This window comes from Amycolatopsis sp. lyj-108, from assembly GCF_046549005.1.
Lineage (GTDB): Bacteria > Actinomycetota > Actinomycetes > Mycobacteriales > Pseudonocardiaceae > Amycolatopsis.
Window position 1 is genome coordinate 521503 of sequence record NZ_JAJPWQ010000003.1, and the last position, 26613, is coordinate 548115.

Sequence of the window (26613 nt, forward strand, 5' to 3'; positions counted from 1 at the left end):
GGCGGTATGGCGCGGCTGAACTACAACGAGCTCAATGACACCATCCGCTACACCGCCTGGTCGGTCTTCCGGGCCGAGCAGGGCAAGCTCGGCGAAGACCGCGCGAAGGCGACCGCGGAGACCACCGAGTACCTCGACGCGCTGGAGGCCAAGGGCGTCATCGTCCGCGGTGTCTACGACCTCTCGGGGCTGCGCGCCGACGCCGACTACATGATCTGGTGGCACGCCGAGGAGATCGAGCAGGTCCAGGCGGCGTACAGCGGTTTCCGGCACACCCCGCTCGGCCGCGCGTCGGCGCCGGTGTGGAGCCAGGTCGCGCTGCACCGCCCGGCGGAGTTCAACAAGAGCCACATCCCGGCGTTCCTCGCCGGTGAAGAGGCCCGCAAGTTCATCTGCGTCTACCCGTTCGTCCGCTCCTACGAGTGGTACCTGCTGCCGGACGACGAGCGTCGCAAGATGCTCGCCGACCACGGCAAGGAGGCCCGCGATTACCCGGACGTCCGCGCCAACACGGTCGCGTCGTTCGCGCTGGGCGACTACGAGTGGATCCTGGCCTTCGAGGCCGACGAACTGCACCGCATCGTCGACCTGATGCGGCATCTGCGCGGCACCGAGGCCCGTCTCCACGTGCGCGAGGAGATCCCGTTCTACACCGGGACGAAGGTGGCCCCCGCCGAGCTGATCACCCTGCTGCCCTAGTGAAGGCCTCCGTGGACGCGCGCGTCTGGACCACGCTCACCGGCGAAACCCTCGCCGAAGACGCCGTCGAGATCACCGGCCCCGAGTCGGTGCTGCCCGGGACCTTCCGGGTCGAGGAGGCGGCGGCGACGAGTATCGCCGCGGCGACCCTGGCCGCCGGAGAACTGTTGCGGCTGCGGGGAATCGAGCCGGGCAAGGTCTCGGTCGACACCCGGCACGCCGCCGCGTCGTTCCACAGCGAGCAGTACGTCCGCGTCGACGGGGAGCCGGTGCCGTTCAGCGCGCCGCTGTCCGGCGACTACCGCGCGAACGACGGCTGGGTGCGGCTGCACTGCAACTATCCGCGGCACGTCTCCGCCGTGTGCTGGGGCTTGGGCGTGCCCGCGACCCGGGCGGCGTTCGAGAAGGTCGTCGCGGCCAAGTCGAAGTACGAGGTCGAGTCGGCGGTCGTCGGCGCCGGCGGTGCCGCCGCCGTGCTGCGCTCCCGTGAGGAGTGGCTGGCGCACAAGCAAGGGCAAGCGGCCAGTTCGCTGCCGGTCGCCGACATCCGGCCGCTCGGCCCGTCGGAACCCGTGCGGCTGTTCGAGTCCGACCGGCCGCTGGGCGGGGTGCGGATCCTGGACCTGACCCACGTCATCGCCGGACCGGTCGCGGGCCGCGTGCTCGCCGCGCACGGCGCCACCGTCATGCACATCGGGTCGGCCCAGCTGCCGACCGTGCCGCCGCTGGCCGTCGACACCGGGATGGGCAAGCTCTCGGCGTACGTCGACCTGGAGACCGAAGCCGGGCGTTCACGGCTGCGCAAACTGATCGCCCGCGCCGACGTCGTCCTGCAGGGTTTCCGGCCCGGATCGTTGGTGGCCAAAGGCTTCTCACCGGAAGCGATCGCCGAACTCCGGCCGGGCATCGTCGTCGCGGACCTGTCCGCCTACGGCTGGGAAGGGCCGTGGGCGCGCAGGCGCGGGTTCGACAGCCTGGTGCAGATGACGTCGGGGATCGCCGACGAGGGCGGCAAGACGGCCGGGCTCGACGGCCCGGGACCGCTTCCGGTGCAGGCGCTCGACCACGCGACCGGCTGGCTCACCGCGGCGGCGATCATGACCGCGCTCCGCCGGGCGGCCACCGAGGGCGGCACCCAGCATGTCCGGACCTCGCTCGCCGGGACGGGGGAATGGCTGAACTCCTTGGGGCGCAAGGAAGCCGGGCCCACCGGCTTCGATGGCGGCGAATGGCTCGAAGAAGTCGACGGTCAGCTCGGCCGGATCACCCGGGTCAAGATGGCGGGCACGCTGCCGGGCTCGAATCCACAGTGGACGGAAGCGACGCACGTACCCGGCAGCGACCGCCCGGTCTGGTGAAACCGCCGCAAGTAGGTGACTAATTGCGGCGTAGCCGTAGGCGGCCGGCGAGGCGTCTCTTCGGTTTCGGGACCTCACCACGCTCCACGAGCCACGCGCCGAAGGCGTCCGCGTAGGCCCGCGCGCGGATCGCGTCGGTCTTCGGGCTGCTCGTCGCGTACTCGCGGAAGAGTGGGCCGAACCGGTCTCCGAGTGCCTCGGCGAGGTCCGGGCGAAGGTAGGCGACCAGCCTGCTTCGCTTGTTCCGCAGGACGTTCGCCTCGATGCGGAGCCTGTCCGCGTCGAAGCCCGCCGGAGCGTCGCCCCCGGCGAGCAGCGCCTTGAGCAGCTCGGCCTGCCGCGCGGCGAGCCGCTCGCGAGGCGACGTCACGGCGAGACCGCTTCCCTGAGCGCGGCCAGTTCGGCCGCCAGTTCGCTGTCGGGCGGGTAGTCGTCGTCGCGCTCCAGCAGGACACCCGGCGGCTCGGTGCGCCGCCGCAGTTCGCGCAGCAGGTCCAGCACCGCAGGGACCACCGGATGGGCGTGCGTGTCGTGGTAGACGCCGTCGCGTTCGACACCGCCCGCCATATGCGTGTACGCCAGCCGCTCCCACGGGATCTCGTCGAGGAACCGTTCGGGATCGGTGCCGAGGTTGCGGGCGTTGGCGTACAGGTTGGCGACGTCGATGATCAGCAGGCAATCGGTCCGATCGGTCAGCTCCCGCAGGAACTCCGCTTCGGTGAACTCCGCGTCCGGCCACTCCAGCACCGCCGCGATGTTCTCCAGCGCGAACGGGACGTCCACGATGGACTGCGTCAGTTTGACGTTGTCCACCAGGACATCGAGCGCTTCCCGGGTGCGGGGGAGCGGCATCAGATGCCCCGAGTCGAGGCCGCCCGCGCGCACGAAGCACACGTGGTCGCTGGCCATCGGCGCGCCGAGCTCGCGGGTGACCTCCGCGAGATGCTCGACGCGTGTGGTGTCCAGCGGTTCGGCGCCGCCCAGCGACAGCGAGACCGCGTGCGGCAGGACCGGGATCCCCTTGTCGCGCAACGCGACGAGGGTCTCGGGCAAGTGTCCGGCGTGCAGGTTTTCGGCGACGACCTCGACCCAGTCGACGCCGGGCAGTCGCGCGATCGACAGGTCCAGCTCGTGCCGCCAGCCGATGCCGATCCCGAGCCTGCCCGGCCCGTCAGCCACCACAGCCGCCGCCTCCGCAGGAACTCCCGCCGCCTCCGCCGCTGCACGAGCTTCCGCCGCCGCTGCTGCACGTGGAGCCGCCGCCGGACGAACCGCCACCGAAACCGCCGGACACCGGAGGCGGGATCAGGGCCGCGCTCAGTTCCTCGTCGGGGTAGTAGGAGAGACCGCCGAACGCGACCGCCGCGGCGGCGCCGCCCAGCACGGCACCGCCCATCATCGCGCCACCGCTCGTGCCGCCCACCGCGGCCGCGTTGGGGATGCCGCGCTTGCGCTCCCGCCCGTGGGCGGACCTGGCCCGGTGGAGGATCCGGCCGCCCTCGCCGGTCGGACGCGGGCCCGACCGCTTGTTCTTGACCGCCCTGGCGACCAGCGTCGCGAATCCGGCCGCGATCAACAGCGGGATCAGGAAACCGACGGGGTGGTCACCGGAGATCCCGGCGATCAGGCGCGCCACACCGAGGACGAGCACGGCGAGGTACAGGAAGAACACGACCCGGCGGATCCGCGGCGCCCGGTCGGCGACCACGAGTCCTCGCTCCTCGAGTCCCTTGGCGAGCGCCTGCATCGGCCCCGACATCCGCAGCCGGTCGCGAATGCCGCGGGTCGTGGCGTTGTACCCGGGCCGCGAGCCCTTGGCGACGGCCTTCTCGATCGGGTCGGCGGGCTCGGGACCCGTCAGCTGGAGCTGCTTCGAGCTGCTGACCCGCAACGTCCCGCGGTCGACCAGCGCCGCGATCGCCGTGTCGACCACCCGGTCCGGGCCGCCGGCGAGGTAAGCGAGTTCGTACACCGTCGGCTCCGGTCCGCTCACGGCGGCGCGCGGTGCCTTGCGGCCCAGCTTGACCGCGATCGTCCACAGGAGACCGACGACCACTGGGAACACCACCAGTGCGCCATAGATCGCCAGGAAAGTGGGTCCGGGGATGCCCCAGGTGTCTTCCATCGCACGGGCCTTTCACGAGCAGGTGCACTTACCGTAGTCGGACGTTTTCCCGTCCGGTCGTGGTTCCGTGATTCGACCATCCGGAGCGGGCCTTCACGACGGCAATCGGGCCGTCAGAAGGCGGCACCTCCATAGGACTCCGAGCTCGTCCCGTCGCCCCAGGCGAAGGTGCGAGTGTCCTTGCCCGGTCGCCCGCTGTGGCGGCTCAGGATGCGGGCGACTTCGCGATCGGGATAGGCGCCGAAGCCGCCGAGGGCCACCGCGCCCGCCGCACCCGAAACGAGGCTTTGATCCGTCTGCGCCTCGGCCAGCACCTCGCGGCCCGCGGCGGTCGTCCTGCCCTCGTAGTCGGTCCGGCCGAGCCGGAGGGCGCCGATCAGCAGGACCAGCGCGACGACGAGGAGCGCGATCAAGACCCAGGTGCCGGCAGTGGCGATCCACCGGACCGTCCCGATGCCCAGAAGAACGGCGTAGACGGCGGCGGTGATCCTCCACGTGAGCCGTCGTCGTCCTTCCGCGACGACCAGGCCGCGGCGACCCAAATCAGCCCACAGCGCCCGCATCGCGGGCCCACGGCTCATCCACGCCCGCAGCCAGTGGTCGGGTATCACGGAGAGCTCATCGGAGATCTCCAGCCCCAGCGGATCGACCGGGACCAGCGGGGTGCGGTAGAGCCTGCCCGAACGGCCGAGCCTGGCCTGTTCGCGTTCGAGCATCGCGGCGACCACTGTTTCGGTGACCCGCGAAGTTCCGCCCGCCAGGGCCGCCACATGCTGCACGCTCGGCAGCCTGCCGCCGTCGTGGAAACCGCGCCGGAGCCAAAGCGCGTGAAGCCCCGCGATGGCGAAGGGGAGCGCGATGCCCAAGCCGTACAGCCACGCGAATTCCGGTCCCGAGATGCCCCAGGTTTCAGCCACCGCAACCACCTCCGCCACCGCTACTGCACGAAGAACCGCCACCACCACACGAGGAACCGACGGCGTACGACGCGCCTCCGCCGCAGGTGCTCGCCGAGCCGGCGAACAACCTGGCCTTCGTACCGCCGGTCTTGATCAGCGTGACCGCGACGACCCGGTCGGGGAAGGCCTGCAACCCGTGGAGGGCGACCTTCCCGGCCGCGGAGCCGGCCAGAGAGCGGTCCCAATCGCCATAACGGAGCGCCAGGCCGCCCGCGGTGGTCGCCCTGCCCGAGCGGTCCGGCCATTGCCGCCACACGGCCAGGCCGATCGTGCAGGCCACACCGACGATCAGGACGACGAGGACGCCGACCGGTCGCTTCAGCGGTACGGCGTTCGCCAGCCTCGTGATCCCCAGCGCGAAGATGGCCACGTACGCGGCGATCGCGTACTGCCAGCCCTTCCGGCGGCGGTTCTCGTGGACCAGCAGGCCTCGCTGCTCCAGATCGGCGCGCAGCTCCCGGACGACCTCGTGCCGTGCCATCTTCGAGCGCAGCTCGCGCAGGCCGGTCCCGTGGCCGTGCACGAGCAGGACGACCGCGCGTTCGAAGGGATCGGCAGGGACCGGTTTGACCGGGTGCAGGATGCCGCGGCCGTCGGGCCGCAGGAAGTGCCGTTCGAGCAGACCGGCGACGGCCGTGTCGGTGACCCGCTCGACACCGTCGGCCAGCGCGGCCAGGTGATAGAGACCGGGCACCGTCCTGGCGCCGGTGTCACGACGCAGCCACAGTTCGTGCGCCACGGCGAGCGCGATCGGCAGTACGGCACAGACTCCGTACAGCCAGGCGAAAGCCGGTCCGGAGATTCCCCAAGGTTCGTTCATGACGACACCGCCCTCCCCGACGCTGTTCCTGTGCAACGGGAACGCGTCGAGAAGGGCGGTGGTTGGCTTCGTTCGGTTACGACTCGGAAACGAGCTTCAGCGAGATCGAGTTGATGCAGTACCGCTGATCCGTCGGCGTGTCGTAGCCCTCGCCTTCGAAGACGTGCCCGAGGTGGCTGTGGCACGACTTGCACAGCACCTCGATCCGGCGCATCCCCATGGCGGTGTCCTCCCGGAGGAGGACGGCGTCGGTGTCGGCCGGATCGTAGAACGACGGCCAGCCGCAATGGCTCTCGAATTTCGTGTCACTGCGGAACAGTTCGGCGCCACACGCCCGGCACTGGTAGACACCGGTGGTCTCGGTGTCGGTGTACTCCCCGGTGAAGGGGCGCTCGGTGCCCGCCTTGCGAAGCACGGCGTACTCGTCGGGGCTGAGCTGCTCCCGCCATTCCTGCTCGGATTTGACCACGCGCGGCGTGGCTCCGACAACGGGTTTCATGCCTTTCACCGGTTCCACGTTACCCCGCGAGCCACGCGATGGCCCGGCCGATGATGTCCCATGCGGTGACCATCACGCCGAGCACGATGAGGACCACGACGAGTGCCGAAATCCACCAGCGCAGACCGCCGAGCCGGTTGCTGGAGTCGGCGAAATCGGAGACACCGTCGAGGCAGGCTTCGACGGTGAAGTTCGGGCCGCAGCGTTCGATGCGGTCCAGATGCTCGGCGAAGGCACGGGCTTCGGGATCGTACGGGTCGAGGCCTACCAGATCCTCGTCGAAACGAGGATTCTGGGCAGGTCCGAAAGGTCCGCTATCGGCCATACCGGCAACAGTAAGCCACGATCGGCGATTGGCCTACCACCAGCGAGGCGGGTCTCACCACCGCCACGCTGCGATTGCTACTGGTTGCCCTGCGCGCTGCGGGTGTCTCCGGCGATCAGCAGCTGCCCGCCGCCGCCGTCGATGACGCGGACGGTCTTCGCCTCCGAGCCGCCGGATTTGAACGTGAGGTTGATGGTGATGTCGACCGAGCCGTCGGCGTTGTTGCCCTTGTTGGCGCTGGCACCCTTGTAGCTGCTCAGCTGGTTCGTCGCCCAGAACTCTTGATACTTCGCCTGGTCGCCGTACACCGCTTGAGCGTCGGGAGTCAGCATCGCCCAGCCTTCGGGCGAGCCCGCGCTGCTGTAGAAGTCCACGACCCGCTGCCCGGCGGGTTGGTAGCCGATCTTGCCGCCGCTCGAAGACGCGGAAGACGAGGGCGCGCTGCTCTTGGAGCCGCTCTTCGAGGGCGTCGCCGGAGCAGAGGTCTGCGGGTTCGCCCCGGCGTTGTTGCCACCCTGGTTGTCGGCGCCGTTGCCCGAATTCAGCACCAGGAACACGATCACGGCGATCACCACGACCGCGGCACCGGCTCCGGCGAACAGGACGGCCTTGCGTTTGGCGTCGGTCGGCTTCGCCGGGGAAGGCCGCATCGGGGCGGCCGCCGACGGCGGCGGGCTCATCGCGGCGACCGGCCGCGGCGGCGTGTTCGGCGGGGCGGACGGCGAGCGCATCGGGATGAAGGCGGCCGTCGGCGTGTGTGTCTTGGTGGGCGGAGGAGCCGCCGCGTTGGACTGCGCCGGCTTGTCGGTCCGCTGCCATGGCGGGCGGTCTCCGCCGGGGATGCCGTGCCCTGGGGTGTCGGGCACGGCGGGCTGTCTACCGCCGCCCGCTCCGAAGAGCCGCGGCGACGCCGCCGTGCCCGCGGCGGTTTCGCTCGCCGCCAGCGCGGCGAGGCGCTCACGGGCCTCGGCCATGGTCGGGCGTTCGGTCGGCTCGGTGCGCAGGAGGCTCATCAGCAGCGCCGTCGCGGGGCCAGCCTGCTGCGGCGGGTTGATCTGCCCGTTCGCGGCCGCGTACAGCAGCGCCAGCTGGTTGGAGCTGTTCCCGTACGGGGTCTGGCCCTCGATCGCCTGATAGAGCGTCGCGCCGAGCGCGAAGACGTCGGAGCTGGGCACCGGGTCCGAGCCGCGCGCCAGTTCGGGCGCGAGGTACGCCGGGGTGCCGCCGATCAGTCCGGTCTGGGTGAGCGTCATGTCGCCTGCCGCGCGCGAGATGCCGAAGTCGGTGATCTTCGCGGTGCCGGCCTCGTCGATCAGGATGTTCCCGGGTTTGACGTCGCGGTGCACGATCCCGGCGCGGTGCGCGGCGACCAGCGCCGACGCGACCTGCTCGCCGATCTTCGCGACGCGTCCCAGCGGCAGCGTGCCTTCATCGGAGATGATCGCCGAGAGGCTCGGGCCGTTCAGGTACTCCATCACCAGACAGGGGTCGCCGCCGTGCTCGGCGATGTCGAACACCACGATCGCGTTCGGATGCTGGAAACGGGCCGCGTTCTTCGCCTCGCGCATGGCGCGCTGGCGCATGTTGTCGCGTTCGGCCTCGGAGACACCCGGCTGCGGGAGGATCTGCTTGACCGCCACCGAGCGCTCGAGGCGGACATCGATGGCACGCCAGACCACCCCCATGGCACCGCTACCAATTTGCTCGACCAGGCGGTAGTGCCCAGCGATCAGCTGACCGGTGTCGATGGCGACTGCTCCTGACACATTCTTTGACGAACACATCCCGGGTGATGGTGGCGTTACGCGACCTGACAGGTCCCGCGCACCCGATCGAGTGTAGCGGGCGGCGGTTTCGGCTCCCCGTCAGCTCGCCGGTGCGGAGGCGGGCAATTCTTCCTCATCGCTCGTTCCGGGCATCGGACGGGCTTTCCGTCGGAAGACCTTGAGCAGCCCGATGGCCCCCGCGGCGGCGAACACGGCGTAACAGATCAGCAGGGCGGGCGGGGTTTCCCCGGTCAGCGCGTCGCCGAGGACGACGACCGCGATCGTGCCGGGGAGGCTGCCGAGCGCGGTCCCGATCAGATACGGAGCGAAACGGACCGATGACACTCCGCACAGGTAACTGAACGGAGCGAACGGCACCATCGGGATCAGCCGTAAGGAGGTGATCGCCAGCACCCCGCCGTCGGAAAGCCGGTCATTGACCGCGCGGACCTTCGCCCGGTGCAGGTGCCGGGTGACCAGATCGCGGCCGAGCGCCCTCGAAAGGGTGAAGGAGAGCGCGGACGCGACGATGGTCGCCAGGATGCCGACGACGATGCCCGTCGTGGCGCCGAGCAGCAGCCCGCCCGCCAGGTTGAACACGGTGCGGGGGATCGGCGCGACCGTCAGTACCGAGTAGACCAGGAAGAACACCAGCGGAGTGGCCGGGCCGGTCTCGGCGGCCCAGGCGCGGAGCCCGGCCGGGCTCGGGATCGGCAGCAGGACCGCGGCCGCCACGAAGAGGGCGAGCACGGTGAGCGCGAGGATTAATTTGGTACGGCCGGACACTGCGTCAACCGTACGGTATCCGCCGTGATCGATACCGAGGCGCTGCGGACGCAGCCCGAACTCACCGGCGAGAACGTCGTGCTCACCCAGCTCGACGAGACGTACTTCGAGACCGCGTGGAAGGCCCTGCAAGAGCCGGAAACCACCCGGCTGACCGGCACCCATGCCCAGTTCACCCCCGAGCAGATCCGGGACTGGCTGGCCGGACGGCCGGGGCTCGACGATCGCGCGGATTACGTGATCGTGCGCAAGGAGGATCGGGCGCACGTCGGAGATCTGGCGCTCACCGACGTCGACAAGGACAACCGCTCCGCGGCGTTCCGCATCGCGCTGAACGGCCCGGAGTTCTTCGGCAAGGGCTACGGCACCGAGGCGACCAGGCTGCTCCTGGACTACGCGTTCGACGTCGTCGGCCTGCACCGTGTCTCGCTCGAGGTCTTCGACTACAACCCGCGTGCCCAGCGCGCTTATGAGAAGGCCGGGTTCGTCCGTGAGGGGCTCCAGCGGGAAGCGCTGTGGTGGGACGGCGAGTGGCATGACGTCATCACGATGGCCGCTCTGGGGACCGATCCCCGGCCCTGATCGGCGATACGGTGTCCGCATGCCCAAGAACGGTGAGCCGATCGAGGTCGAGGCAGGCGAGCGCAAGGTCCGGGTGTCCAGTCCGGACAAGGTGTACTTCCCGGCCAGGGGGATCACCAAGCGCCAGGTCGTGGAGCACTACGTCGCGGTCGGCGAGCCGCTGCTGCGCGCGATCGGGGAGCGGCCGACGACGCTGAAGCGCTACGTCGACGGCGTCGAGGGCGACTGGTTCTACGCCAAGCGCGTGCCGAAGGGCGCCCCGGAGTGGGTGGAAACCGCGAAGATCACCTTCCCGTCGGGCCGGACGGCGGAGGAGGTCTGCCCGACCGAGCCCGCGGTGTTCGCCTGGGCGGCGAACCTCGGCACCTTCGACTTCCACCCGTGGCCGGTGCGGCGGCCCGACGTCGACCATCCCGACGAACTCCGCATCGACGTCGACCCGCCCGACGAGGCGGGGTTCTCCGACGCGGTCGAGGTCGCCGCCGTGGTGCGTGAGGTCCTCGACTCGGCGGGGCTGGTCGGCTACCCGAAGACCTCGGGCGGCCGCGGCGTGCACGTCCTGGTGCGGATCCGGCCGGAGTGGGACTTCATCGACGTCCGGCACGCGGTGATCGCGCTGGGCCGCGAGGTCGAGCGCCGGATCCCGGAGAAGGCGACCATCGCGTGGTGGAAGGAAGAACGCGGCGGCCGGGTGTTCATCGACTACAACCAGGCCGCGCGTGACCGCACGGTGGCGTCGGCCTGGTCGGTCCGCGGCACTCCGCGCGCGACGGTGTCGATGCCGCTCACCTGGGATCTACTGACCGAAGTGGACCCGGACGACTTCGACGTCCTCACCGCCGGCGCCTTCTACGCCGAGCGCGGTGACCTGCACGCGCCGATGGACGAGCGGGCGTTCGGCATCGAGACCCTGCTGGAGTGGTACGCGCGGGACGAACGCGACCACGGTCTCGGCGAGATGCCGTATCCGCCGGACTATCCGAAGATGCCGGGCGAGCCGAAGCGCGTCCAGCCCAGCAAGGCGCGCGACGACACCTAGACCCGACGGCTTTCGCGACCCGGGGACGCGTTTCGTGACGACCTGTGCGTTCTCGGTGACCGATTCGTGCCGGTGATCGTTCTTTCCTTCTTTTTGCTCGCAGTGTGATTGCGCTTTCGTGTCGATCGAGAAACCAGTCACCGTCACGCGGTGGATCGATACGAGACTGTGTGACGCACGGGACCCGGCCGTAACGCCGGGCTTCCTGCCAGCGACATTTCCCTCCGAACACTAGGCTGGGGGAGGACGAAGGAGTACCCGTGGACGACCTGATCGCCTTTCTCGCCGCGCGTGTGGGGCAACGCCAGGCGTTGATCATGCAGGCGGTCAAGAAAACCGAGATCAACGAATCGCTCAATCGTGGTGAGACCAAGGTCGTCATCGAAAAGAAGATCCGTTCGATGAACGACATCGAACTCGACACGGTCAACCAGATGATCAACGAGATCGAGGCGACCCGGCGGCTCCTGCAGGCGCACCGCACCACGGTTTCCGAGAAGGTCCCGGGGTTCCCCTTGTACGGCAACGAGTACTGGTGCGAGACGTGCCACGTCCCCGCCGACGAGGCCGGGACGAACTGGTGCCTCACCCTGCGGCTGCTGGCCCTGCCGCACGCCGATCACCCGGACTACAGCGAGCGCTGGCGCCCCTGATCGGGGAATGCCCGCCGGGTCCGGACGCGTTGACCCGAGGGTGATCACGCTTTCGGTACTGGACCGGTCCCCGACCCGCCGCGGCGGCGACGCGCCTCGCGCCTTGCGGGACACAGTCGCCTTCGCGCGGGACATCGAAGCACTGGGCTATCACCGGTTCTGGGTCTCCGAACATCACAGCGTGCCCGGCGTCGCCGGCTCGGCACCCACGGTGCTGGCGGCCGCGGTCGCATCGGCGACGGAACGGATCCGGGTCGGCACCGGCGGCGTGATGCTGCCGAACCACCGGCCGCTCGTGGTCGCGGAACAGTTCGGCGTGCTCGAATCGCTCTTCCCCGGCCGGATCGACATGGGGCTTGGCCGGTCGGTCGGGTTCACCGGCGGCGTCCGGCAGGCGCTCGGGCACGAGAAGGACGACGCCGACCGCTTCGGCGACCAGGTCCGGGAACTGCTGGGCTTCCTCACGGGCGACCAGACCGCGTATCCGGGCGTGCACGCCATTCCCGCGGAAGGCCTGCGCGTGCCGGCCTTCCTGCTGGCCACCGGTGCCGGGGCGAAGCTGGCCGCGGAACTGGGGCTGCCGCTGGTGATCGCGCCGGTCCGCGGAGAAGGTCCGCTGCTCGAAGCCATCGAGGGTTATCGCTCCGCCTTCCGGCCTTCCGCGCAGGCTTCGCGACCGTATGTCGTGGTGTCCACGGCGATCGCGGTCGCCGAGACGGCCGAACGGGCCCGGCGGTTGCTGATCCCCGAAGCGTGGTCGACGGTCTACTCGCGCACGCACGGCGTGTTCCCACCGCTTTCGCCGGTGGAGGAGATCCTCGCCGGGCCGCTGTCGGACCGGGATCGGGAGCGGCTGGACCGGGCGCTCGACGGTCAGCTCGCCGGCACCCCCGACGAGGTGGGAGACCGGCTCGCCGACCTCGTCGCGAAGACCGGCGCCGACGAGATCCTGGTGACCACCAGTACTTTCGACCAGGCAGAGCGGCTGGATTCCTATCGCGGACTGGCCGAGGTCGCCGGATTGCGCAGCCTCGCCGCCGTGTCGTGACTCGGCGCTTCCGCCTGGCGCCTCCATCGCAAGTAGGTGCCTAATTGCGAAGAAACCCTAGAGGCGCAGGAGAAGCTGGGTGAGCATGCGCTGCGCGGGGTCGTCCAGGTCGATGCCGGACACCTCGCCGGCGCGCCGCACCCGGTAGCGCACCGTGTTCGGATGGATGTTCAGCTCGCGCGCCGCCTTCCGTACGTCGCCGAACGCGTCGAGGTAGGCCAGCACCGCGGGCACGAGGATGCCGCCGTGCTCGGCGTCGTGCGCGACCAGTTCGGCCAGCCGCGGGTCGCGGATCCTCGGTTGCTCGCCGAGATAGGCGAGCACTTCGGACAGCAGGACCTCGGCGCGGACGTCGGCAAGTGAGGCGACGTCCTCGGTCCCGTGCCCGCGGGCCATCGTCGCGAGCACGCGGTCCGCGTCGCCGCGGGACGCCGCCGCGTCGGAGAGACGGGGCACGACGCCGCCCAGTGCCGCGCGCACCCGGACGTCGAGATGTCGTTGCGCGGTGCCGACGATTTCCTTGGCCAGCGCCAGGATCCGTGTCTCGGCGTGCTCGGGGAGATCGGGCAGGAGCGCGTAGACCCGGCCGCCGATCACGCTCACCAGCGCGCTCCGCCGGTACGCGGCGGTGTGCACGGTGATCAGGTGCACCAGTTCGGCCCGCCGCAGTTGCCGGTCGGTCGCCGCCCGGTCGCGGGGGAGCGAGAATCCCAGCACCATGGCCGGTTTTCCGGGATCCGCGCCGATGTCGTCGGCCACGGATTCGACGTCGAGACGGCCGTCGAGCAACCCGGCCAGCAGGTCTTCGCGCAACCGGAGTTCCGGGCTGGGCAAGGTCCGGTGCCGGATCAGCTGCGGCGCGAGCGCCCGGCTCGCGCCGAGCAACGCGACTTCCGCGCTTTCGGTGAGCGGGTGCGCGCCCTCCTGGACCCAGATCGTGCCCAGCGGCTGCGACCCGGCGTGGATGCCTGCCGCGATCCGCCGCCGGATGCCGAGATCGGGCCGCTCGTCGATGCGGACGATGCCTTCCCCGGCGCGAAGCCGCTGGTAGACGCCCCATTCGCGCAACATCGCCAGGTACCGTTCGGGGCCTTCGCGGCCGAGGATCGAGAGCCTGCGTAGTTCGTCCACCTCGTCGCCCGCCCGCGAGTAGGCCAGCACCCGGCTCGCGGTGTCCTCGATGCTGACGAGGCCACCGGTCAGCGTCGCGATGGTCTGCGCGAGCGAGAACAGGTCGCCGAGCACCTCGCCGCTGTCCGCCTCGCCACCCGCGCGGGCCGCGTCGACGACGCCCCTGGCCAACGCCTCGACCTGCTCCCAGCGTGCTTCGTGGCCGACCTCGATCAGCGCGATCCCCGCGTCGGCCGCGACGTTCACCACGGCCATGCCGTTCTTGACCGCGACGGCGGCCGCGCCGGACCGTCCCGCCGCCCGGATCGCACCCGCGGCGGCGCGACCGCGAGCGCCGATCACCAGGACGAGGTCACCCGGATGGGCGTCGGGCGGATCCTCCGGATCGTGGATGACGACGTCGTCCACTCCGACGCCGAGCCCGTTCGGCGCCGCGAGGACCCTGACCAGCGGTTCTCCCAGCGTGGCGAGGACGTGCCGGAGGGAGGCGCCAGGGGTTGGCTGAGTAGTCGCTGTCATCACCGATTAAGCCGATCGGACAAGATGGTCACCCTGATTCTAGCCAGTCGAACAAGCCGTTGGCGCGCTGTCCGGTCTACCGTTCGGGGTGAGACCTCTACCCGGCGAAGTGCAGTCAGGAGCAGTCAGTGGACGCCGTGACCCAGACCCCCGCCCCGAAGAACGAGCCGGTGCTGAACTACGCACCGGGCAGCGCTGAGCGCGCTGAACTCGAGGGCGCGCTCAAGTTGCTGGGCAACGCCGACCCCATCGACATCACCGCGACGATCGGTGGTGAGCAGCGCAAGGGCGGCGGCGAGAAGATCGACGTCGTCCAGCCGCACAACCACAAGGCGGTGCTGGGCGTCATCCACAGCGCGACCGCGCAGGACACCCACGACGCGATCGCCGCGGCCAAGGCCGCCGCGCCCGGCTGGCGCGCGCTGTCCTTCGACGACCGCGCCGCGATCATCCTGCGTGCCGCCGACCTGCTGGCCGGCCCGTGGCGCGCCAAGCTGAACGCCGCCACCATGCTCGGCCAGTCGAAGACCGCCTTCCAGGCCGAGATCGACTCCGCCTGCGAGCTGATCGACTTCTGGCGGTTCAACGTCGCCTTCGGCCGTCAGATCCTCGCCGAGCAGCCGGTCAGCTCGCCCGGGATCTGGAACCGGATGGAGCACCGCCCGCTCGAGGGCTTCGTGTACGCCATCACCCCGTTCAACTTCACCGCGATCTCCGGCAACCTGCCGACCGCGCCCGCGCTGATGGGCAACGTCGTGCTGTGGAAGCCGTCGCCGACGCAGAGCTACGCCGCGCACATGCTGATGCGGCTGCTCGAAGAGGCCGGCATGCCGCCGGGCGTCATCAACCTGCTCCCGGGTGACGGCAAGGCCGTCTCCGAGGTCGCACTGACCCACCGCGACCTGGCCGGGATCCACTTCACCGGCTCCACCGCGACCTTCCAGCACCTGTGGGCCACCGTCGGCGCCAACATCTCCGGCTACCGCACGTACCCGCGTCTGGTCGGCGAGACCGGCGGCAAGGACTTCGTGCTCGCGCACGCCTCGGCCGACGTCGACATCCTGCGCACCGCGCTGATCCGCGGCGCCTTCGAGTACCAGGGCCAGAAGTGCTCGGCCGCGTCCCGCGCCTACGTCCCGCGTTCGCTGTGGGCGAGCCTGAAGGACGAGCTGGTCTCCGAGACCGAAGCCATCACCTACGGCGACGTCAACGACCTGGACAACTTCGGTGGCGCCGTGATCGACCGCCGCGCCTTCGACAAGCACGCCGCCGTGTTGAAGAGCGCCGCCGAGGACGCCGAGATCGACGTCATCGCCGGCGGCACCGCGGACGACAGTGTCGGCTACTTCGTGCGCCCGACGATCCTGGTTTCGGACAACCCGAAGCACGAGATCTTCCGCACCGAGTACTTCGGCCCGATCCTCGCGCTGCACGTCTATGAGGACGAGGACTTCGACAAGGTCCTGAAGCTGGTGGACGAGACCGCAGACTACGCGCTCACCGGCGCGGTCATCGCGAACGACCGCACGGCCGTCGCGAAAGCCGCCGAGGCGCTGCGCTTCGCCGCCGGCAACTTCTACGTCAACGACAAGCCGACCGGTGCGGTCGTCGGCCAGCAGCCCTTCGGCGGTGCCCGCGCTTCCGGCACCAACGACAAGGCCGGTTCGGTGTTCAACCTGCTCCGCTGGACGAGCCCCCGCTCGATCAAGGAGACCTTTGTCCCGCCCACCAGCGTCCGCTACCCCCACCAGGGCTGAGTTCTCCAGGAGTCCGTGATGTTGCGTGCCCCGTTGCTCGCCGCCGCCCGATCCCGGCGGATGCGCCAGCTGGTCGAGGTCGTCCCCGCCACCCGATCGGTGGTAGCTCGGTTCGTCGCCGGTTCGAAGACGTCCGACGCCGCCCGGGTGGTCCGCGAACTGGCCGACGACGGCCTCCGGGTCACCCTCGACCACCTCGGCGAGGACACCACCGATGCCGAGCAGGCCGCGACGACCGTCCGCGCCTACGAGGAACTGCTGACCGCACTGGCGGCCGACGGCCTCGCGTTCGGCGCGGACGTCTCGGTGAAGCTCTCCGCGGTCGGCCAGTTCCTGCCCGCCGAAGGCGAGAAGGTCGCGCTGGAGAACGCCCGCAAGATCTGCGCGGCGGCCGAAGCGGTCGGTGCCACGGTGACCCTCGACATGGAGGACCACACCACCACCGACTCGACGCTGGGCATCCTCAAGGAACTGCGCACCGAGTACCCCTGGGTCGGCGCGGTGCTGCAGGCCTACCTGCGGCGGACCGAACAGGACTGCCGCGACCTCGCGACCGAGGGTTCCCGCGTCCGGCTGTGCAAGGGCGCGTACGCCGAACCCGAAGAGGTCGCGTTCCAGGACAAGTCCGAAGTGGACAGGTCCTACGTGCGCTGCCTGAAGATCCTCATGCAGGGCAAGGGTTATCCGATGGTCGCCTCGCACGACCCGCGGATGATCGCGATCGCCGAGAAGCTCGCGATGGACGCGGACCGCAAGGCGGACGACCACGAGTTCCAGATGCTGTACGGGATCCGTCCCGAAGAGCAGCGCCGGATCGCGGGTGCCGAGCTGACGATGCGCGTCTACGTCCCCTACGGCGACGAATGGTACGGCTATTTCATGCGCAGGCTGGCGGAACGCCCGGCGAACCTGGCGTTCTTCCTGCGCGGACTCGCCACCCGGGGCTGACCCGGCCTCCCGGTGGCACTGCTCCGCTGATAGACAAAGGGGCCCTACCCGGCGAAACCCGCCGGGTAGGGCCCCTTCTCCATGCTCGTCAGGCCTCCTGGGCCGCCTCTTCCTTGAGCTTGTCCATGTCGATGTCGCGCGCCTGCTGGATGAGGTCTTCCAACGTCTTCTCCGGGAGCGCGCCCGGCTGTGCGTAGATGACCGTCTTGTCGCGGATCACCGCGAGCGTGGGGATCGAACGCACGTCGAAGGCCGCGGCCAGCTGCTGCTCGGCCTCGGTGTCGACGCTCGCGAAAACGATGTCGTCGTGATTGCCCGACACCTTCTCGTAGGTCGGCGCGAACTGGCGGCACGGCATGCACCAGCCAGCCCAGAAGTCGATGATCACGAAGTCGTTCTCCGACACGACCTGGTCGAAGTTGGCGGCGGTCAGCTCCACTGTGCTCATGTCCGGCGTAACGAATCGGGCGGTACGCGCATTCCCGCGATTGCGCGTAGCGTCTCGGATGGAGCAAACCCAGGTTTCGCAGGAGGCGCAGATGGCCGACGGTGACATCCTCAGCCGGATCGACGAGCTGGTGAGCGAGGAACACGAACTCCGTTCGCGGGCGATCGGCACCGGGCTGAGCTCGGACGACCGGTCCCGGCTCGCGAGTGTGGAAGAGCAGCTGGACCAGTGCTGGGACCTGCTGCGGCAGCGGCGGGCGCGCGTGGAGTTCGACGAGGATCCGGACCAGGCTTCGGCACGGCCGATCTCCGAGGTGGAGTCTTACCGGCAGTAGCGGTTCCGGTCCCGGCCCGTGCCATGAAAGGTCCTTTCCTTGCAAAATTTGCAAGGAAAGGACCTTTCATGGCGCGCGGGTGGGTGGGGAGAGTGGTCACGGAGGGGTTGCGAAAGTGGCGTTCGCAACGCGTCAAGGGCCCCGGAGGCGACTGGGTGGTGGCGAGAGCGCTCACTGAGGTCTCACGGTCCCGAAGTGTCATGAAAGGGTCGTTCAGGACAAAAGGTGTCCTGAACGACCCTTTCATGACACTTCACGAGGCGGCTCAACGCGGGTCAGGCCGGGCAGAGGGTCCCGTCGACCGGCGCCTTCCCGTCGATCAGGAACGCCCGCGTCGCGTCCGCGACACACGGCGAGAGGCTCAGCGCCCCGTGTCCGGCGCCCTGCCAGGTGATCGTCACCGCGCTCGGCATCTGGTCGGCGGCCCGGCCGGTGCCCTGTTCCGGCGTGACCGGGTCGGTCGCGGTGCCCGCGACGAGGATCGGCGGAGCGCCCGGGGCGCCGGCGGGCGGGAGCGGTTCGCGGCGCACCGGCCACGGGCTGCACCACGCCAGTTGCTGGGCGGCGAAGACGCCGAACTGCGGATGCTTGTCGCGCAGGGTCGTGGTCGCGCGCGTGAGTTCTTCGGCCGAGAGCCGGGTCGCGCTGTCGTTGCATTTGGTCGCGATCGTGCCGTCCAGCCGCGACGGCCGCGCACGGGAGTCTTTCAGCACGGGTTCGGCGAACGCGGCCAGCGGCGTGACGTCGCCGGTCTGCGCGGTCTTGAGCGCTTCCGCCAGTTCGACCCAGCGTGACCGCTGCGCGAGCCCGGAGTAGATGGCGTACAGCGCGATCCCCGGCGTGATCTGCGCGCCGTCGGTGGTCGTCGCGGGGGCGGAGCGGAGCCGGTCCGCGACGGCGGTCACGGCCGAACGGGCGTCACCGATCGGGCAGCCCCGCGCGATGCAGTCGGCGCCGAACGCGTCGAGGGTGGCCTGCGCGCTGGCGGCGACGGACTCCTGCACGGCCGCGGCGTCGGGGGCCGGGTCGGGCAGGCCGTCGAGCATCATGCGGCCGACCTGCGCGGGGAACCGCACGGCGTATTCGGCGAGGACCTTCGAACCGTCACCGCGGCCCAGCGCGTGCAGTTTGTCCAGCCCCAGTTGCTTCCGGAGTTCTTCGAGGTCGCCGGCGGCGCGCCAGCTGTCCATCGCGACCTGCGAATCGTCCAGTTCGATGGCGCACTGCTGGCCGGCCCTGCGCGCCGCGTCGACGACGCCTTCGAGGTCGCCCGCGGCCGGGTCGCCGCCGAGCAGGTCGGTGCGGATCTCCGCCGGGATGCACTGCACCGGCGCGGACGTCCCCGTCCCGCGCCGGTCCACGCCGATCAGGGAGAACTTCTGCAGGAACTCGGGCGGCAGCGTCGCGGCCAGCCGCGCGGCGTACAGCGAGCCCGGCTCACCGTCGACGTCGTTGACCACGGCGAGCGGGATCGGCCCGCCGCCGGTCTTGACCACCGACAGCCGCGAGAGCCCGCGGCCGGGCAGGTCCGGCGCATCGAGCGTGGTGGGCACCCTGGCGCAGGAGAACTTCAGCGTGTCCGGCACGGACGGCTGGCCCAGCCGCTGCCGGGTCGCCTCGTCGCAGTCCTCCCAGTTGATCGACGGCGACCGCGGTTCGGTGAGCGGCGGCAACGGCACCTGCTGCGCCGTCGTCGTCCCACCGGGGTCGGGTTTGCCGTCGTTGTCGATCACCGCCGGCCGTACCGACGGCCCGGCGGTGCAGCCCGCGAGCACGGCCGTGACCAGGGTCGTCATCAGGATCAGCCGTGGCCTGCGGCGGACGGTGCTGGCGGGGCGCACGGGCTGGTCCTCACTTTCCGGGCATGACAAAAGCTCGTGGACGAGCTTCGCAGGTGACGTGTCAGGCCCCGGTTAGCGGGTGCGTTTCACCTCGCCGCGGAATACCGCGTCCAGGTCGTAGCGGGCGACCTCGTCGAGCTGGGCGTAGGTGCAGGAGTCCGGTTCGCGGTCGGGGCGCCAGCGTTTGAACTGCGCGGTGTGGCGGAACCGCGACGGGTATCCGCCTTCCGTGTGCTCGTAGCCGACCTCGACCACCTTCTCCAGCTTCAGCGGCACCCACGGGGCTTCCTTGGACTTCCACCGGGTGATCCCGCCGGGGATCCGCTGCTTCTCCCGCACGTTGTCACCCAGCCAGGGGTGGTCGGCGCCGTCGGTGATCAGCGGTGCCAGCTCCTCGGCCAGTTCACGCCGCCGGGTGACCGGGAACGAGCCGACGACGCCGGGATGGTGCAGCACGCCGTTCTCGTCGTAGAGCCCGAGCAGGAACGAGCCGACCATCTCACCCGGTTCGCCGTCGACGTGCCAGCGCAGCCCCGCGAGCACACAGTCGGCGGTGCGCGAGTGCTTGTACTTCAGCAGCACGCGTTTGCCGGGGCTGTACGGCTCGTCGAGCGGTTTGCCGATGACGCCGTCGAGCCCAGCGCCTTCGAACAGTTCGAACCAGTGCCGCGCGATCGCCGGATCCGAAGTGGCAGGCGTCAGGTGGATGCCGTCGGAGGCCAGCTTTTCCAGCCGCTCCCGCCGCTTCGACGTGGGTTCGTCCAGATAGGACTCGTCGCCGAGTGCCAGCAGGTCGAACGCGACGAACTCCGCCGGGGTCTGTTCCGCCAGCAGCTTGATCCGGCTTTCGGCAGGGTGGACCCGGTCGGTGAGCGCGTCGAAGTCCAGCTTCCCGCCCCGCGCGACCACCAGTTCCCCGTCCAGCACGATCCGTTCGGGCAGCGCGGCCTTCAGCCGCTCGACGACCTCGGGGAAGTACCGGTTGAGCGGCTTCTCCGAGCGCGATTGCAGCGTCAGCTCGTCGCCGTCGCGGAACACCAGGCAGCGGTACCCGTCCCATTTCGGCTCGAACAGCAGACCGCCGGAATCGGGGATCGCCTTCGCCGGTTTGGCGAGCATCGGCTTGATCGGCGGCGTCAGGGGAAGCGACATGACGGCCATTCTTGCCCTAACGACGTGCTCAGCGCACCCGTTGCGGTGCCGCCGTGTCGAGTTCGATCCGGACGGCGGTCGGCAGTACGTCGACCCCCAGCGATTCCCGCGCGCGGGCCAGCACCGTGCTGTCGAGCTGCTCCCAGACCCGTTTCAGGTCGGTGCCCTCGCTCAGCCAGAGCGTGATCCGCAGCGCCGGGTTCTCCTTGTCGCCGACAGCACGGACCTTGGCGCGCCCGACGCCGTCGACGGTCTCGGCGTCGACGCGGACGGCCTCAGAAATGGCCGAAGAGGTCACCACGAGGTCTTCGTCGAGTTCGAGGTCCGGACGGCCTTCCGGGCGCAGCGACCGGAAGAACCACCAGAGTCCCAGCCACAGCAGGAGGACGCCGAGCACGATGGCACCGATCCGGGCGGCGAGCGCGTGCTGGGACAGCCAGTCGAGGGCGATCGGATCGACGAGCGGCCGGTTGGCGCGGTGCGTGCCGAGCCACCCCGCGCCGACCACGACCACCGCGGCCCCGCCGAGCAGCAGGAGGAGTCCGATGAGGACGGTCAGGGTGCGTTCCGTGCCGGTGGACCGGCCGAGTGCCTTGGCGGAGACCGAACGGGTCATCGGCGGTCCTTCGGGGAGTCGACGACGACCGACACCTTCGGCCGCCGCACCAGGGGGACGTCGTCGAGCAGACCGGTGACCGTCTCCAGCAGCCGCGGTCGCAGCTCGCCTTCGGTTTCCAGCCTGCTCGTCGCACGGACACGGATCTTCTTGGCGGTGGCGGTGACTTTCGCGCCCGCGACGTTTTCCTGCGCGCGCACGGTCACGCCCACCAGCCTCGCCAGTGAACGCGGCGAGGTGGTCACGCTGACCTCGTTCGCCGGATCGGTCAGCCGGATCGCGCGCCGCCCTGCCGAGGCCGCCGCCAGGATCAGCAGCAGTCCCACGACCGCGACGGCGATCGCGAGGTACCGGACGGAGGAAGCGTTCCAGGACAGTTCCGCGAGCCTGTCGCGCCAGCCGTCCCACGGGACGAAGAGCGGTCCGCGCCCCGGCCGCCACCAGCCCCAGCCGACCTCCAGCGCCAGCAGGACTCCGGCGGCGGCCAGCGCCAGCCCGATCAGGGCGGACAGCAGGCGGACGAACAAACGCATACCGGTGCTCCTTCTAGCGGACGCGGGGCGCGATGTCGGGCAGGAGCGCGGAGACCGTCACCGAGACGTCCCGGACCTGGTACGAGGTGATCCGCTCGACCTCCTCGGTGACCCTGGCGCGCAGATCGCCGACGATCCGCCGCACCGGCGCCGGATAGTGCAAAGCCACGTCCAGCACGAGGTCGACGTCGTTGCCCTCACCGCCGACCTTCGCGCTCGCGCCGTGGGTCCCCAGCCCGAGCCCGGCGATCCGCCGTTCGGCGCGGGTGGTCCCGTCGACCTGGTCCGCGGCGTGCTGCGCGATCTTGCGGACCACGGCGGGCGCGATGGTGAGGGTGCCGCGATCCTCCGGTTCGGGCGGGACGGTCATTTGTCGCGGCCCCGGCCGAACAGGTCGCCGAGGTCGAGTTCGCCGTCGAGCACGCGGCCGAGGACGAGGCCGATGACGCCGACGGCCAGCGTCACCAGGAACGCGGTGAAGCCCTGGGTCGCGGAGAGACCGAGGATGAGGCCGGCGAGCAGGCCGGTCTGGGTCCCGTTCATCATTCGACCCGCGAGGTCTCGGTCTCGCCGCCGTTCTCGTCGGGCAGGTGGATGTCGTTGACCGCGATGTTGACCTCGATCACCTCGAGGCCGGTGATCTGCTCGACCTGGCCGATCACGTTGCGGCGCACCGCCCGCGCGACGTCGACGATGCGCGCGCCGTACTCGACGACCACGTCGAGATCGATCGCCGCCTGCTTCTCGCCGACCTCGACCGAGACACCGGACGTGGTGACCGTGCCGGAACCGGGGATGCGCTCACGGATCGCGCCGAAGGCCCGCGAGACCCCGCCGCCGAGCGCGTGGATCCCGGTCACCTCGCGGGTGGCGAGTCCCGCCACCTTCTGCACCACCACCGACGAGATCGTGGTCTTGCCGGCGGCTCCTTCCTCGTTGAGGGACGACCCCGTGACCAGGGTGTCGGGCTTGCTCACGCTCGGCTGCGCCATGAAGTTCGCTCCTTCTCGGCCTGTGCCGCGCGACCTGCGCGCGCGGCGCTCCCTACGCTCTCACCGACCTGGACACGCGCGCATGCCGAGCCGTCACGCGATGTCCCCCGAATGGGGTAATCAGTTCCGGGATTCAGTCGGGATGCTGGTCCGTGGTGGGGCCGCGTGGGCCGTTGTCCAGGGTCGCGAAAGCCACTTTCGGGACGCCAGAGGTCGCGAAAGTGGCTTTCGCGACCTATCCGGTAGCACCGAGCCCTCAGTCGGGATGCACGTCGACGACGTGGACGTTGATCGCGGGCGGGGGCGACCCGAGCTGGCCGGTCAGTGCCGCGCCGACCCGGCGGCGCAGGACGTCCGCGACCGTCGCTTCGACGCCGAACCGGATGGTGACCAGCACCTGCAGCACGTCCTCTTCGAGCGCGACCGCCGAAACGTGGACCCCGCCGAGGTCACGGCCGATCTCGGCGGCGACCTTCCTGGTCAGCAGCACCAGCGCCCGCTCCGACACCTGGGTCTTGCCACCCGCCGAAGGCAGGTCGAGCGGGGCGGTGGTGTGCTTGCCGCGGACGCCGCCGACCGAGCGGAGCACCCGTTCGACGAGTCCCGGCGGCGTCGGCACCGGACGGCTCGCGGCGGCGCGTACCTGCTCCCACCGGGGGTCGTCGCGCGGATCCTCGCTCATCACCGTTCCCCGGGTCGGAAGTTGTCACCGAGTTTCGCCAGCAGCGCGACCCTGGCGCGGTGCAGGCGGGCGCGCAAAGCGGGCACGCTGACTTCCAGAACCTCGGCCACCTCGTCGTAGGTCATCCCCTCGAATTCTCGCAGAATCAGCGGGATCCGCTGGCCGACGTCCAGTTCGGCGATCGCGCGCAGCACCCTGCCGACCTGCTCGGCGCTCACCACCTGACCCTCCGGACCAGGCACGACACCCGCGTCGCCCTCGTCGAGCGGCACGGTCGGTTTCCGCCGCCGGACCTGCCCGAGCGCGCCGTTCGTCGTCACCCGGTAGAGCCAGGTGGACACCGCGGACTCGAACCGGAACCGGGGCAGCGCGCGCCACGCGGAGAGCCATGCCTCCTGGACGACGTCCTCGGCCTCCGACGCGCTGCCGGTGATCCGCAGCGCCACGCGGTACATCCTGGCCGTATGCCGCCGGACCAGGGTGTCGAAGGCACCGTGGTCCCCGGCGGCGGCCCGGGCCGCCAGTTCTTCGTCCGGAACCGGCGCGGCCTCGTTCACCCGCTCTCCCGGCGGCGATAGCGCAGCATGGTGAAGCCGTCTTCGAAGAGCGCGGACGCGAGGTCCATCCGGCGCGGTTCCGGGGTGGGACGGCCGTGGGCGATCCGGCTTTCGCCCGCGCCCGCCAGCAGCGGGGCGACGGTCAGGCACAACTGGTCGACGAGATCGGCCGCGATCAGCTCGGCGAACAGCGTCGGCCCGCCCTCGCAGTCGACGCGGCGCAGCCCGCGCTCATCCAGCAGGCCGAGCGCCCGGTGGAGGTCGACGTCCTCGACTCCCGCGACGAGTACCTCGGCCCCCGCCCGCTCCAGCGCGGCGCGCGGCGCCTTCTCGGTGGTGATGACGATCGGCGGGACCTTGGTGTCGGTGAACAACGGGCCCTCGGGGTCGAGTTCACCGGAACGGGTCACCACCGCGATCGGCGGGACCTCGGACAGCCCGAGCGAGAGCCGGCGGGCCGCGCGTTCGGGACTGACGCGCGCACCGCGGTAGCCCTCGGCGCGTGCCGTGCCGGCACCGACCAGGATCACGTCGGAAAGCAGCCGCCCCAGCAGGAAGATCCGTTTGTCCGCGGGGTGCGAAAGGCCCTCGGACAGCTCGTCGACCGCCGCCGCGCCGTCGGCGGAGCTGACGAAGTTGACCTGGACCCAGGGACGGGTCAGGCCTTCCGGATACCCGTAGAGCCGCTCGAGGTCGGCGTCGGAGACGGGTTCCGCCGGTGTCGTTGGCCACAAAAGCTGCACACCGACATCCCAGCACGCGTCCGACGGCACCGCTGAGCGGGGGATACGCCCGGTCAGGGAGGGTGAACGGCCGACGCCGGTGCCGTTACCCTCGGCGAATGCCCGCCCGCCTGATCGATCGCCGTCCGGAGCTGTCCGCCGACGAGCTGATCACCGCGCTCGTCCCGCCACCCCGGTTCGACGCGGTCCGGTTCTCCACCTACGTGCCCAATCCGGACGAGCCGAGCCAGGCCGAGGCCGTCGTCACCTGTGGCGAGTTCGCGAAGCGCGTGGCGGAGGCGTCGAACCGGAAGCCGAAGTCGAAGCTGCGCGCGTTGTTCGGCGGCGGGGACGAGCCGCCGTCCGGGCCGATGGGGCTCTACCTCGACGGCGGTTTCGGCGTCGGCAAGACGCATCTGCTCGCCTCGACGTGGCACGAGACTCCGTCGCCCAAGGCGTACGGGACCTTCGTGGAGCTGACCCACCTCGTCGGCGCCCTGGGGTTCGCCGAGGCGGTGCGGCGGCTCTCCGAACACCGGTTCCTGGCGATCGACGAGTTCGAACTCGACGACCCCGGCGACACCATGCTCGTCACCCGGCTGCTGCAGGAACTCATCTCGGCGGGCGTCTTCGTGGCGGCGACCTCCAACACGCTGCCGGACAAACTCGGCGAGGGCCGCTTCGCCGCGGCGGACTTCCTGCGCGAGATCCAGTCGCTGTCCGCCCGGTTCGGCGTCTGCCGGGTCGACGGCCCGGACTACCGCCACCGCGGCCTGCCGGACGCGCCGCCGCCCGCGACCGCGGAAGAGCTGGAAGCCTCCGCCGCCACGCATCCTGAGTCCACTGTGGACGATTTCGACGCGTTGTGCGAACACCTCGGCGGGTTGCACCCTTCGCGCTACGGCAGGCTTCTCGACGGCGTGACCCGGGTGCACCTGCGCGACATCCACCCGGTTCCCGACCAGAACGTCGGACTGCGGCTGGTCGCCTTCGCCGACCGGCTCTACGACCGCGCGATCCCGCTGGTGGTTTCGGGCGAACCGGTGCCGGACCTGTTCACCGAGGAGATGGTGAACGGCGGCTACCGCAAGAAGTACCTGCGCGCCGTCAGCCGTCTGACGGCACTGGCGCGCGACGCCGTGCAGCCCAGGTGAGCAGCACCCACGTCGCGCAGACGGTCGCGACGGCGAACAGCGTGCCACCCACGACGTCGGTCAGGTAGTGGTAGCCGAGGCCGATCATGCCGATCGTGACCCCGCCGAGCACCACCGCGCCCACGACCGCGATGACGGCCGTCGCGACCCCGGGGCGGGCGAGCAGGACGAGCACCGCCAGCACCGCGACCAGCGCGACGGTATGCCCGCTCGGGTAGGCGAGGTAGGTGTACTTCCAGCGGTCGAAGAGCGGTTTGAGCACCCAGGTGTTCGCGAGGATCGCGACGAGCGGGCCCACGATGGTCAGCACCGCTTCGAGCCGTCGCCCGCCGATCAGGCAGAGCACGGCGGCGAGGACCGCGACCGGGATGAGGATGTAGGCCTCGGTCGGCAGCACCAGTAGCCGGAGAAGGCCGGCGTCGCGGCCGAAGGTGCGCTCCACCCACTTGACGGCGAGCTCGTCGGGGCCGGACAGGCCTTCGCCCGAGACCAGCATCCCGAGCACGACCATGATCACCGCGCAGGTGACCGCGACCAGCCCGTACGGCGCTCTTCCGCTCATCCGGCG

At 70.3% G+C, this 26613-nt stretch carries 32 protein-coding genes; 10 read left to right on the forward strand and 22 right to left on the reverse strand.

Going from position 1 to position 26613, the window contains the following annotated elements:
* Window positions 1-6: 6 nt before the first annotated feature.
* Both hemQ and ACLJO0_RS14065 read left to right on the forward strand, forming a co-directional pair.
* Window positions 7-699 (forward strand): hydrogen peroxide-dependent heme synthase, encoded by a 693-nt coding sequence (hemQ, locus tag ACLJO0_RS14060; RefSeq protein WP_410578986.1) that lies wholly within the window; start codon window positions 7-9, stop codon window positions 697-699.
* A gap of 11 nt (window positions 700-710) precedes the next feature.
* On the forward strand, window positions 711-2057 hold the full coding sequence (locus tag ACLJO0_RS14065; protein WP_410578988.1) for a CoA transferase: 1347 nt from the start codon (window positions 711-713) through the stop codon (window positions 2055-2057).
* 19 nt (window positions 2058-2076) lie between these two features.
* On the opposite strand, the gene ACLJO0_RS14070 is transcribed toward ACLJO0_RS14065, so the two are convergent.
* From ACLJO0_RS14070 to ACLJO0_RS14110, 9 genes are all read right to left on the reverse strand, one after another.
* The gene (locus ACLJO0_RS14070; RefSeq protein WP_410578990.1) at window positions 2077-2427 is read right to left on the reverse strand and encodes a hypothetical protein; all 351 of its coding nucleotides are present in this window, start codon (window positions 2425-2427) and stop codon (window positions 2077-2079) included.
* Complete coding sequence (locus ACLJO0_RS14075) at window positions 2424-3239, reverse strand: DUF692 domain-containing protein (protein ID WP_410578992.1); 816 nt, start codon at window positions 3237-3239, stop codon at window positions 2424-2426. The genes ACLJO0_RS14070 and ACLJO0_RS14075 overlap by 4 nt, the downstream gene beginning before the upstream one ends.
* Entirely contained in the window at window positions 3229-4182 is a 954-nt protein-coding gene (locus tag ACLJO0_RS14080; RefSeq protein ID WP_410578994.1) for a TIGR04222 domain-containing membrane protein, read from the reverse strand. Before ACLJO0_RS14080 ends, ACLJO0_RS14075 begins: the two co-directional genes overlap by 11 nt.
* A gap of 113 nt (window positions 4183-4295) precedes the next feature.
* Window positions 4296-5099, reverse strand: a complete 804-nt coding sequence (locus tag ACLJO0_RS14085; protein ID WP_410578996.1) for a TIGR04222 domain-containing membrane protein — start codon at window positions 5097-5099, stop codon at window positions 4296-4298.
* On the reverse strand, window positions 5092-5961 hold the full coding sequence (locus tag ACLJO0_RS14090; protein WP_410578998.1) for a TIGR04222 domain-containing membrane protein: 870 nt from the start codon (window positions 5959-5961) through the stop codon (window positions 5092-5094). The genes ACLJO0_RS14085 and ACLJO0_RS14090 overlap by 8 nt, the downstream gene beginning before the upstream one ends.
* Before the next feature lie 76 nt (window positions 5962-6037).
* Window positions 6038-6460 (reverse strand): peptide-methionine (R)-S-oxide reductase MsrB, encoded by a 423-nt coding sequence (gene msrB, locus ACLJO0_RS14095; RefSeq protein WP_125793691.1) that lies wholly within the window; start codon window positions 6458-6460, stop codon window positions 6038-6040.
* Between the two features lie 19 nt (window positions 6461-6479).
* Window positions 6480-6785, reverse strand: coding sequence for a hypothetical protein (locus ACLJO0_RS14100; protein ID WP_410579001.1), 306 nt, complete (start codon window positions 6783-6785; stop codon window positions 6480-6482).
* Window positions 6786-6862: 77 nt separating this feature from the next.
* On the reverse strand, window positions 6863-8470 hold the full coding sequence (locus ACLJO0_RS14105; RefSeq protein ID WP_410579302.1) for a protein kinase domain-containing protein: 1608 nt from the start codon (window positions 8468-8470) through the stop codon (window positions 6863-6865).
* 180 nt (window positions 8471-8650) lie between these two features.
* The gene (locus ACLJO0_RS14110) at window positions 8651-9337 is read right to left on the reverse strand and encodes a TVP38/TMEM64 family protein (protein ID WP_125780348.1); all 687 of its coding nucleotides are present in this window, start codon (window positions 9335-9337) and stop codon (window positions 8651-8653) included.
* 24 nt (window positions 9338-9361) lie between these two features.
* On the opposite strand from ACLJO0_RS14110, the gene ACLJO0_RS14115 reads away from it, so the two are divergent.
* The 4 genes from ACLJO0_RS14115 (at window position 9362) to ACLJO0_RS14130 (ending at window position 12659) form a co-directional block, all read left to right on the forward strand.
* A complete protein-coding gene (locus ACLJO0_RS14115; protein WP_410579004.1) occupies window positions 9362-9919 on the forward strand; it encodes a GNAT family N-acetyltransferase in 558 nt (185 codons plus the stop codon).
* 19 nt (window positions 9920-9938) lie between these two features.
* A complete protein-coding gene (locus ACLJO0_RS14120) occupies window positions 9939-10958 on the forward strand; it encodes a DNA polymerase domain-containing protein (protein ID WP_410579006.1) in 1020 nt (339 codons plus the stop codon).
* A gap of 260 nt (window positions 10959-11218) precedes the next feature.
* Complete coding sequence (locus tag ACLJO0_RS14125) at window positions 11219-11611, forward strand: DUF6221 family protein (RefSeq protein WP_125780354.1); 393 nt, start codon at window positions 11219-11221, stop codon at window positions 11609-11611.
* A gap of 7 nt (window positions 11612-11618) precedes the next feature.
* The gene (locus tag ACLJO0_RS14130; protein ID WP_410579008.1) at window positions 11619-12659 is read left to right on the forward strand and encodes an LLM class flavin-dependent oxidoreductase; all 1041 of its coding nucleotides are present in this window, start codon (window positions 11619-11621) and stop codon (window positions 12657-12659) included.
* A gap of 57 nt (window positions 12660-12716) precedes the next feature.
* Here the strand turns inward: ACLJO0_RS14130 and ACLJO0_RS14135 are convergent, their stop codons facing one another.
* The gene (locus ACLJO0_RS14135; protein WP_410579303.1) at window positions 12717-14309 is read right to left on the reverse strand and encodes a PucR family transcriptional regulator; all 1593 of its coding nucleotides are present in this window, start codon (window positions 14307-14309) and stop codon (window positions 12717-12719) included.
* 128 nt (window positions 14310-14437) lie between these two features.
* Here ACLJO0_RS14135 and pruA point away from each other — a divergent pair, with 128 nt between their 5' ends.
* Window positions 14438-16066, forward strand: a complete 1629-nt coding sequence (pruA, locus tag ACLJO0_RS14140) for an L-glutamate gamma-semialdehyde dehydrogenase (RefSeq protein WP_410579010.1) — start codon at window positions 14438-14440, stop codon at window positions 16064-16066.
* An 18-nt stretch (window positions 16067-16084) separates the two neighbouring features.
* Window positions 16085-17014 (forward strand): proline dehydrogenase family protein, encoded by a 930-nt coding sequence (locus tag ACLJO0_RS14145; protein ID WP_410579012.1) that lies wholly within the window; start codon window positions 16085-16087, stop codon window positions 17012-17014.
* Between the two features lie 88 nt (window positions 17015-17102).
* Here the strand turns inward: ACLJO0_RS14145 and ACLJO0_RS14150 are convergent, their stop codons facing one another.
* On the reverse strand, window positions 17103-17462 hold the full coding sequence (locus ACLJO0_RS14150; RefSeq protein WP_125780364.1) for a thioredoxin family protein: 360 nt from the start codon (window positions 17460-17462) through the stop codon (window positions 17103-17105).
* A 91-nt stretch (window positions 17463-17553) separates the two neighbouring features.
* On the opposite strand from ACLJO0_RS14150, the gene ACLJO0_RS14155 reads away from it, so the two are divergent.
* Window positions 17554-17796 carry a DUF2630 family protein gene (locus ACLJO0_RS14155; protein WP_125794009.1) on the forward strand — a complete coding sequence of 81 codons (243 nt, stop codon included), beginning with the start codon at window positions 17554-17556 and terminating at the stop codon, window positions 17794-17796.
* Between the two features lie 275 nt (window positions 17797-18071).
* On the opposite strand, the gene ACLJO0_RS14160 is transcribed toward ACLJO0_RS14155, so the two are convergent.
* The 10 genes from ACLJO0_RS14160 to ACLJO0_RS14205 form a co-directional block, all read right to left on the reverse strand.
* Entirely contained in the window at window positions 18072-19637 is a 1566-nt protein-coding gene (locus ACLJO0_RS14160) for an alpha/beta hydrolase (RefSeq protein ID WP_410579015.1), read from the reverse strand.
* 72 nt (window positions 19638-19709) lie between these two features.
* Window positions 19710-20789, reverse strand: coding sequence for an ATP-dependent DNA ligase (locus ACLJO0_RS14165; RefSeq protein ID WP_125793704.1), 1080 nt, complete (start codon window positions 20787-20789; stop codon window positions 19710-19712).
* Between the two features lie 28 nt (window positions 20790-20817).
* The gene (gene amaP / locus ACLJO0_RS14170) at window positions 20818-21405 is read right to left on the reverse strand and encodes an alkaline shock response membrane anchor protein AmaP (RefSeq protein WP_410579017.1); all 588 of its coding nucleotides are present in this window, start codon (window positions 21403-21405) and stop codon (window positions 20818-20820) included.
* Window positions 21402-21938, reverse strand: a complete 537-nt coding sequence (locus ACLJO0_RS14175; protein ID WP_396557575.1) for a DUF6286 domain-containing protein — start codon at window positions 21936-21938, stop codon at window positions 21402-21404. Before ACLJO0_RS14175 ends, amaP begins: the two co-directional genes overlap by 4 nt.
* A gap of 13 nt (window positions 21939-21951) precedes the next feature.
* Window positions 21952-22308, reverse strand: coding sequence for an Asp23/Gls24 family envelope stress response protein (locus tag ACLJO0_RS14180; protein WP_125793706.1), 357 nt, complete (start codon window positions 22306-22308; stop codon window positions 21952-21954).
* The gene (locus ACLJO0_RS14185) at window positions 22305-22481 is read right to left on the reverse strand and encodes a hypothetical protein (protein ID WP_125794010.1); all 177 of its coding nucleotides are present in this window, start codon (window positions 22479-22481) and stop codon (window positions 22305-22307) included. The genes ACLJO0_RS14180 and ACLJO0_RS14185 overlap by 4 nt, the downstream gene beginning before the upstream one ends.
* Window positions 22481-22930, reverse strand: coding sequence for an Asp23/Gls24 family envelope stress response protein (locus tag ACLJO0_RS14190; RefSeq protein WP_410579020.1), 450 nt, complete (start codon window positions 22928-22930; stop codon window positions 22481-22483). The genes ACLJO0_RS14185 and ACLJO0_RS14190 overlap by 1 nt, the downstream gene beginning before the upstream one ends.
* Before the next feature lie 256 nt (window positions 22931-23186).
* Window positions 23187-23612 carry a hypothetical protein gene (locus ACLJO0_RS14195; RefSeq protein ID WP_410579021.1) on the reverse strand — a complete coding sequence of 142 codons (426 nt, stop codon included), beginning with the start codon at window positions 23610-23612 and terminating at the stop codon, window positions 23187-23189.
* Window positions 23612-24169 carry an RNA polymerase sigma factor gene (locus tag ACLJO0_RS14200; protein ID WP_410579022.1) on the reverse strand — a complete coding sequence of 186 codons (558 nt, stop codon included), beginning with the start codon at window positions 24167-24169 and terminating at the stop codon, window positions 23612-23614. Before ACLJO0_RS14200 ends, ACLJO0_RS14195 begins: the two co-directional genes overlap by 1 nt.
* A complete protein-coding gene (locus ACLJO0_RS14205) occupies window positions 24166-24912 on the reverse strand; it encodes a pyrimidine reductase family protein (protein WP_410579023.1) in 747 nt (248 codons plus the stop codon). Before ACLJO0_RS14205 ends, ACLJO0_RS14200 begins: the two co-directional genes overlap by 4 nt.
* Window positions 24913-25010: 98 nt before the next feature.
* Between ACLJO0_RS14205 and zapE the strand changes: the two genes are divergently transcribed.
* Window positions 25011-26045, forward strand: coding sequence for a cell division protein ZapE (gene zapE / locus ACLJO0_RS14210; RefSeq protein ID WP_410579024.1), 1035 nt, complete (start codon window positions 25011-25013; stop codon window positions 26043-26045).
* Here zapE and ACLJO0_RS14215 read toward each other — a convergent pair.
* Entirely contained in the window at window positions 25999-26607 is a 609-nt protein-coding gene (locus ACLJO0_RS14215; protein ID WP_410579025.1) for a phosphatase PAP2 family protein, read from the reverse strand. The genes zapE and ACLJO0_RS14215 overlap by 47 nt on opposite strands.
* Between the last annotated feature and the right edge of the window lie 6 nt (window positions 26608-26613).

Bases quoted from the DNA above. Each gene is read 5' to 3' on its own strand.
- hemQ (WP_410578986.1), top strand. From the start codon at position 7: ATGGCGCGGCTGAACTACAACGAGCTCAATGACACCATCCGCTACACC.
- ACLJO0_RS14130 (WP_410579008.1), top strand. From the start codon at position 11,619: ATGCCCGCCGGGTCCGGACGCGTTGACCCGAGGGTGATCACGCTTTCG.
- ACLJO0_RS14150 (WP_125780364.1), bottom strand. From the start codon at position 17,462: ATGAGCACAGTGGAGCTGACCGCCGCCAACTTCGACCAGGTCGTGTCG.
- ACLJO0_RS14080 (WP_410578994.1), bottom strand. From the start codon at position 4,182: ATGGAAGACACCTGGGGCATCCCCGGACCCACTTTCCTGGCGATCTAT.
- ACLJO0_RS14155 (WP_125794009.1), top strand. From the start codon at position 17,554: ATGGCCGACGGTGACATCCTCAGCCGGATCGACGAGCTGGTGAGCGAG.
- ACLJO0_RS14185 (WP_125794010.1), bottom strand. From the start codon at position 22,481: ATGAACGGGACCCAGACCGGCCTGCTCGCCGGCCTCATCCTCGGTCTC.
- ACLJO0_RS14145 (WP_410579012.1), top strand. From the start codon at position 16,085: ATGTTGCGTGCCCCGTTGCTCGCCGCCGCCCGATCCCGGCGGATGCGC.
- ACLJO0_RS14135 (WP_410579303.1), bottom strand. From the start codon at position 14,309: ATGACAGCGACTACTCAGCCAACCCCTGGCGCCTCCCTCCGGCACGTC.
- ACLJO0_RS14105 (WP_410579302.1), bottom strand. From the start codon at position 8,470: ATGGGGGTGGTCTGGCGTGCCATCGATGTCCGCCTCGAGCGCTCGGTG.
- amaP (WP_410579017.1), bottom strand. From the start codon at position 21,405: ATGACCCGTTCGGTCTCCGCCAAGGCACTCGGCCGGTCCACCGGCACG.
- ACLJO0_RS14215 (WP_410579025.1), bottom strand. From the start codon at position 26,607: ATGAGCGGAAGAGCGCCGTACGGGCTGGTCGCGGTCACCTGCGCGGTG.
- ACLJO0_RS14180 (WP_125793706.1), bottom strand. From the start codon at position 22,308: ATGACCGTCCCGCCCGAACCGGAGGATCGCGGCACCCTCACCATCGCG.
- ACLJO0_RS14190 (WP_410579020.1), bottom strand. From the start codon at position 22,930: ATGGCGCAGCCGAGCGTGAGCAAGCCCGACACCCTGGTCACGGGGTCG.
- ACLJO0_RS14175 (WP_396557575.1), bottom strand. From the start codon at position 21,938: ATGCGTTTGTTCGTCCGCCTGCTGTCCGCCCTGATCGGGCTGGCGCTG.
- zapE (WP_410579024.1), top strand. From the start codon at position 25,011: ATGCCCGCCCGCCTGATCGATCGCCGTCCGGAGCTGTCCGCCGACGAG.
- ACLJO0_RS14120 (WP_410579006.1), top strand. From the start codon at position 9,939: ATGCCCAAGAACGGTGAGCCGATCGAGGTCGAGGCAGGCGAGCGCAAG.
- ACLJO0_RS14100 (WP_410579001.1), bottom strand. From the start codon at position 6,785: ATGGCCGATAGCGGACCTTTCGGACCTGCCCAGAATCCTCGTTTCGAC.
- ACLJO0_RS14090 (WP_410578998.1), bottom strand. From the start codon at position 5,961: ATGAACGAACCTTGGGGAATCTCCGGACCGGCTTTCGCCTGGCTGTAC.
- ACLJO0_RS14195 (WP_410579021.1), bottom strand. From the start codon at position 23,612: ATGAGCGAGGATCCGCGCGACGACCCCCGGTGGGAGCAGGTACGCGCC.
- ACLJO0_RS14165 (WP_125793704.1), bottom strand. From the start codon at position 20,789: ATGTCGCTTCCCCTGACGCCGCCGATCAAGCCGATGCTCGCCAAACCG.
- msrB (WP_125793691.1), bottom strand. From the start codon at position 6,460: ATGAAACCCGTTGTCGGAGCCACGCCGCGCGTGGTCAAATCCGAGCAG.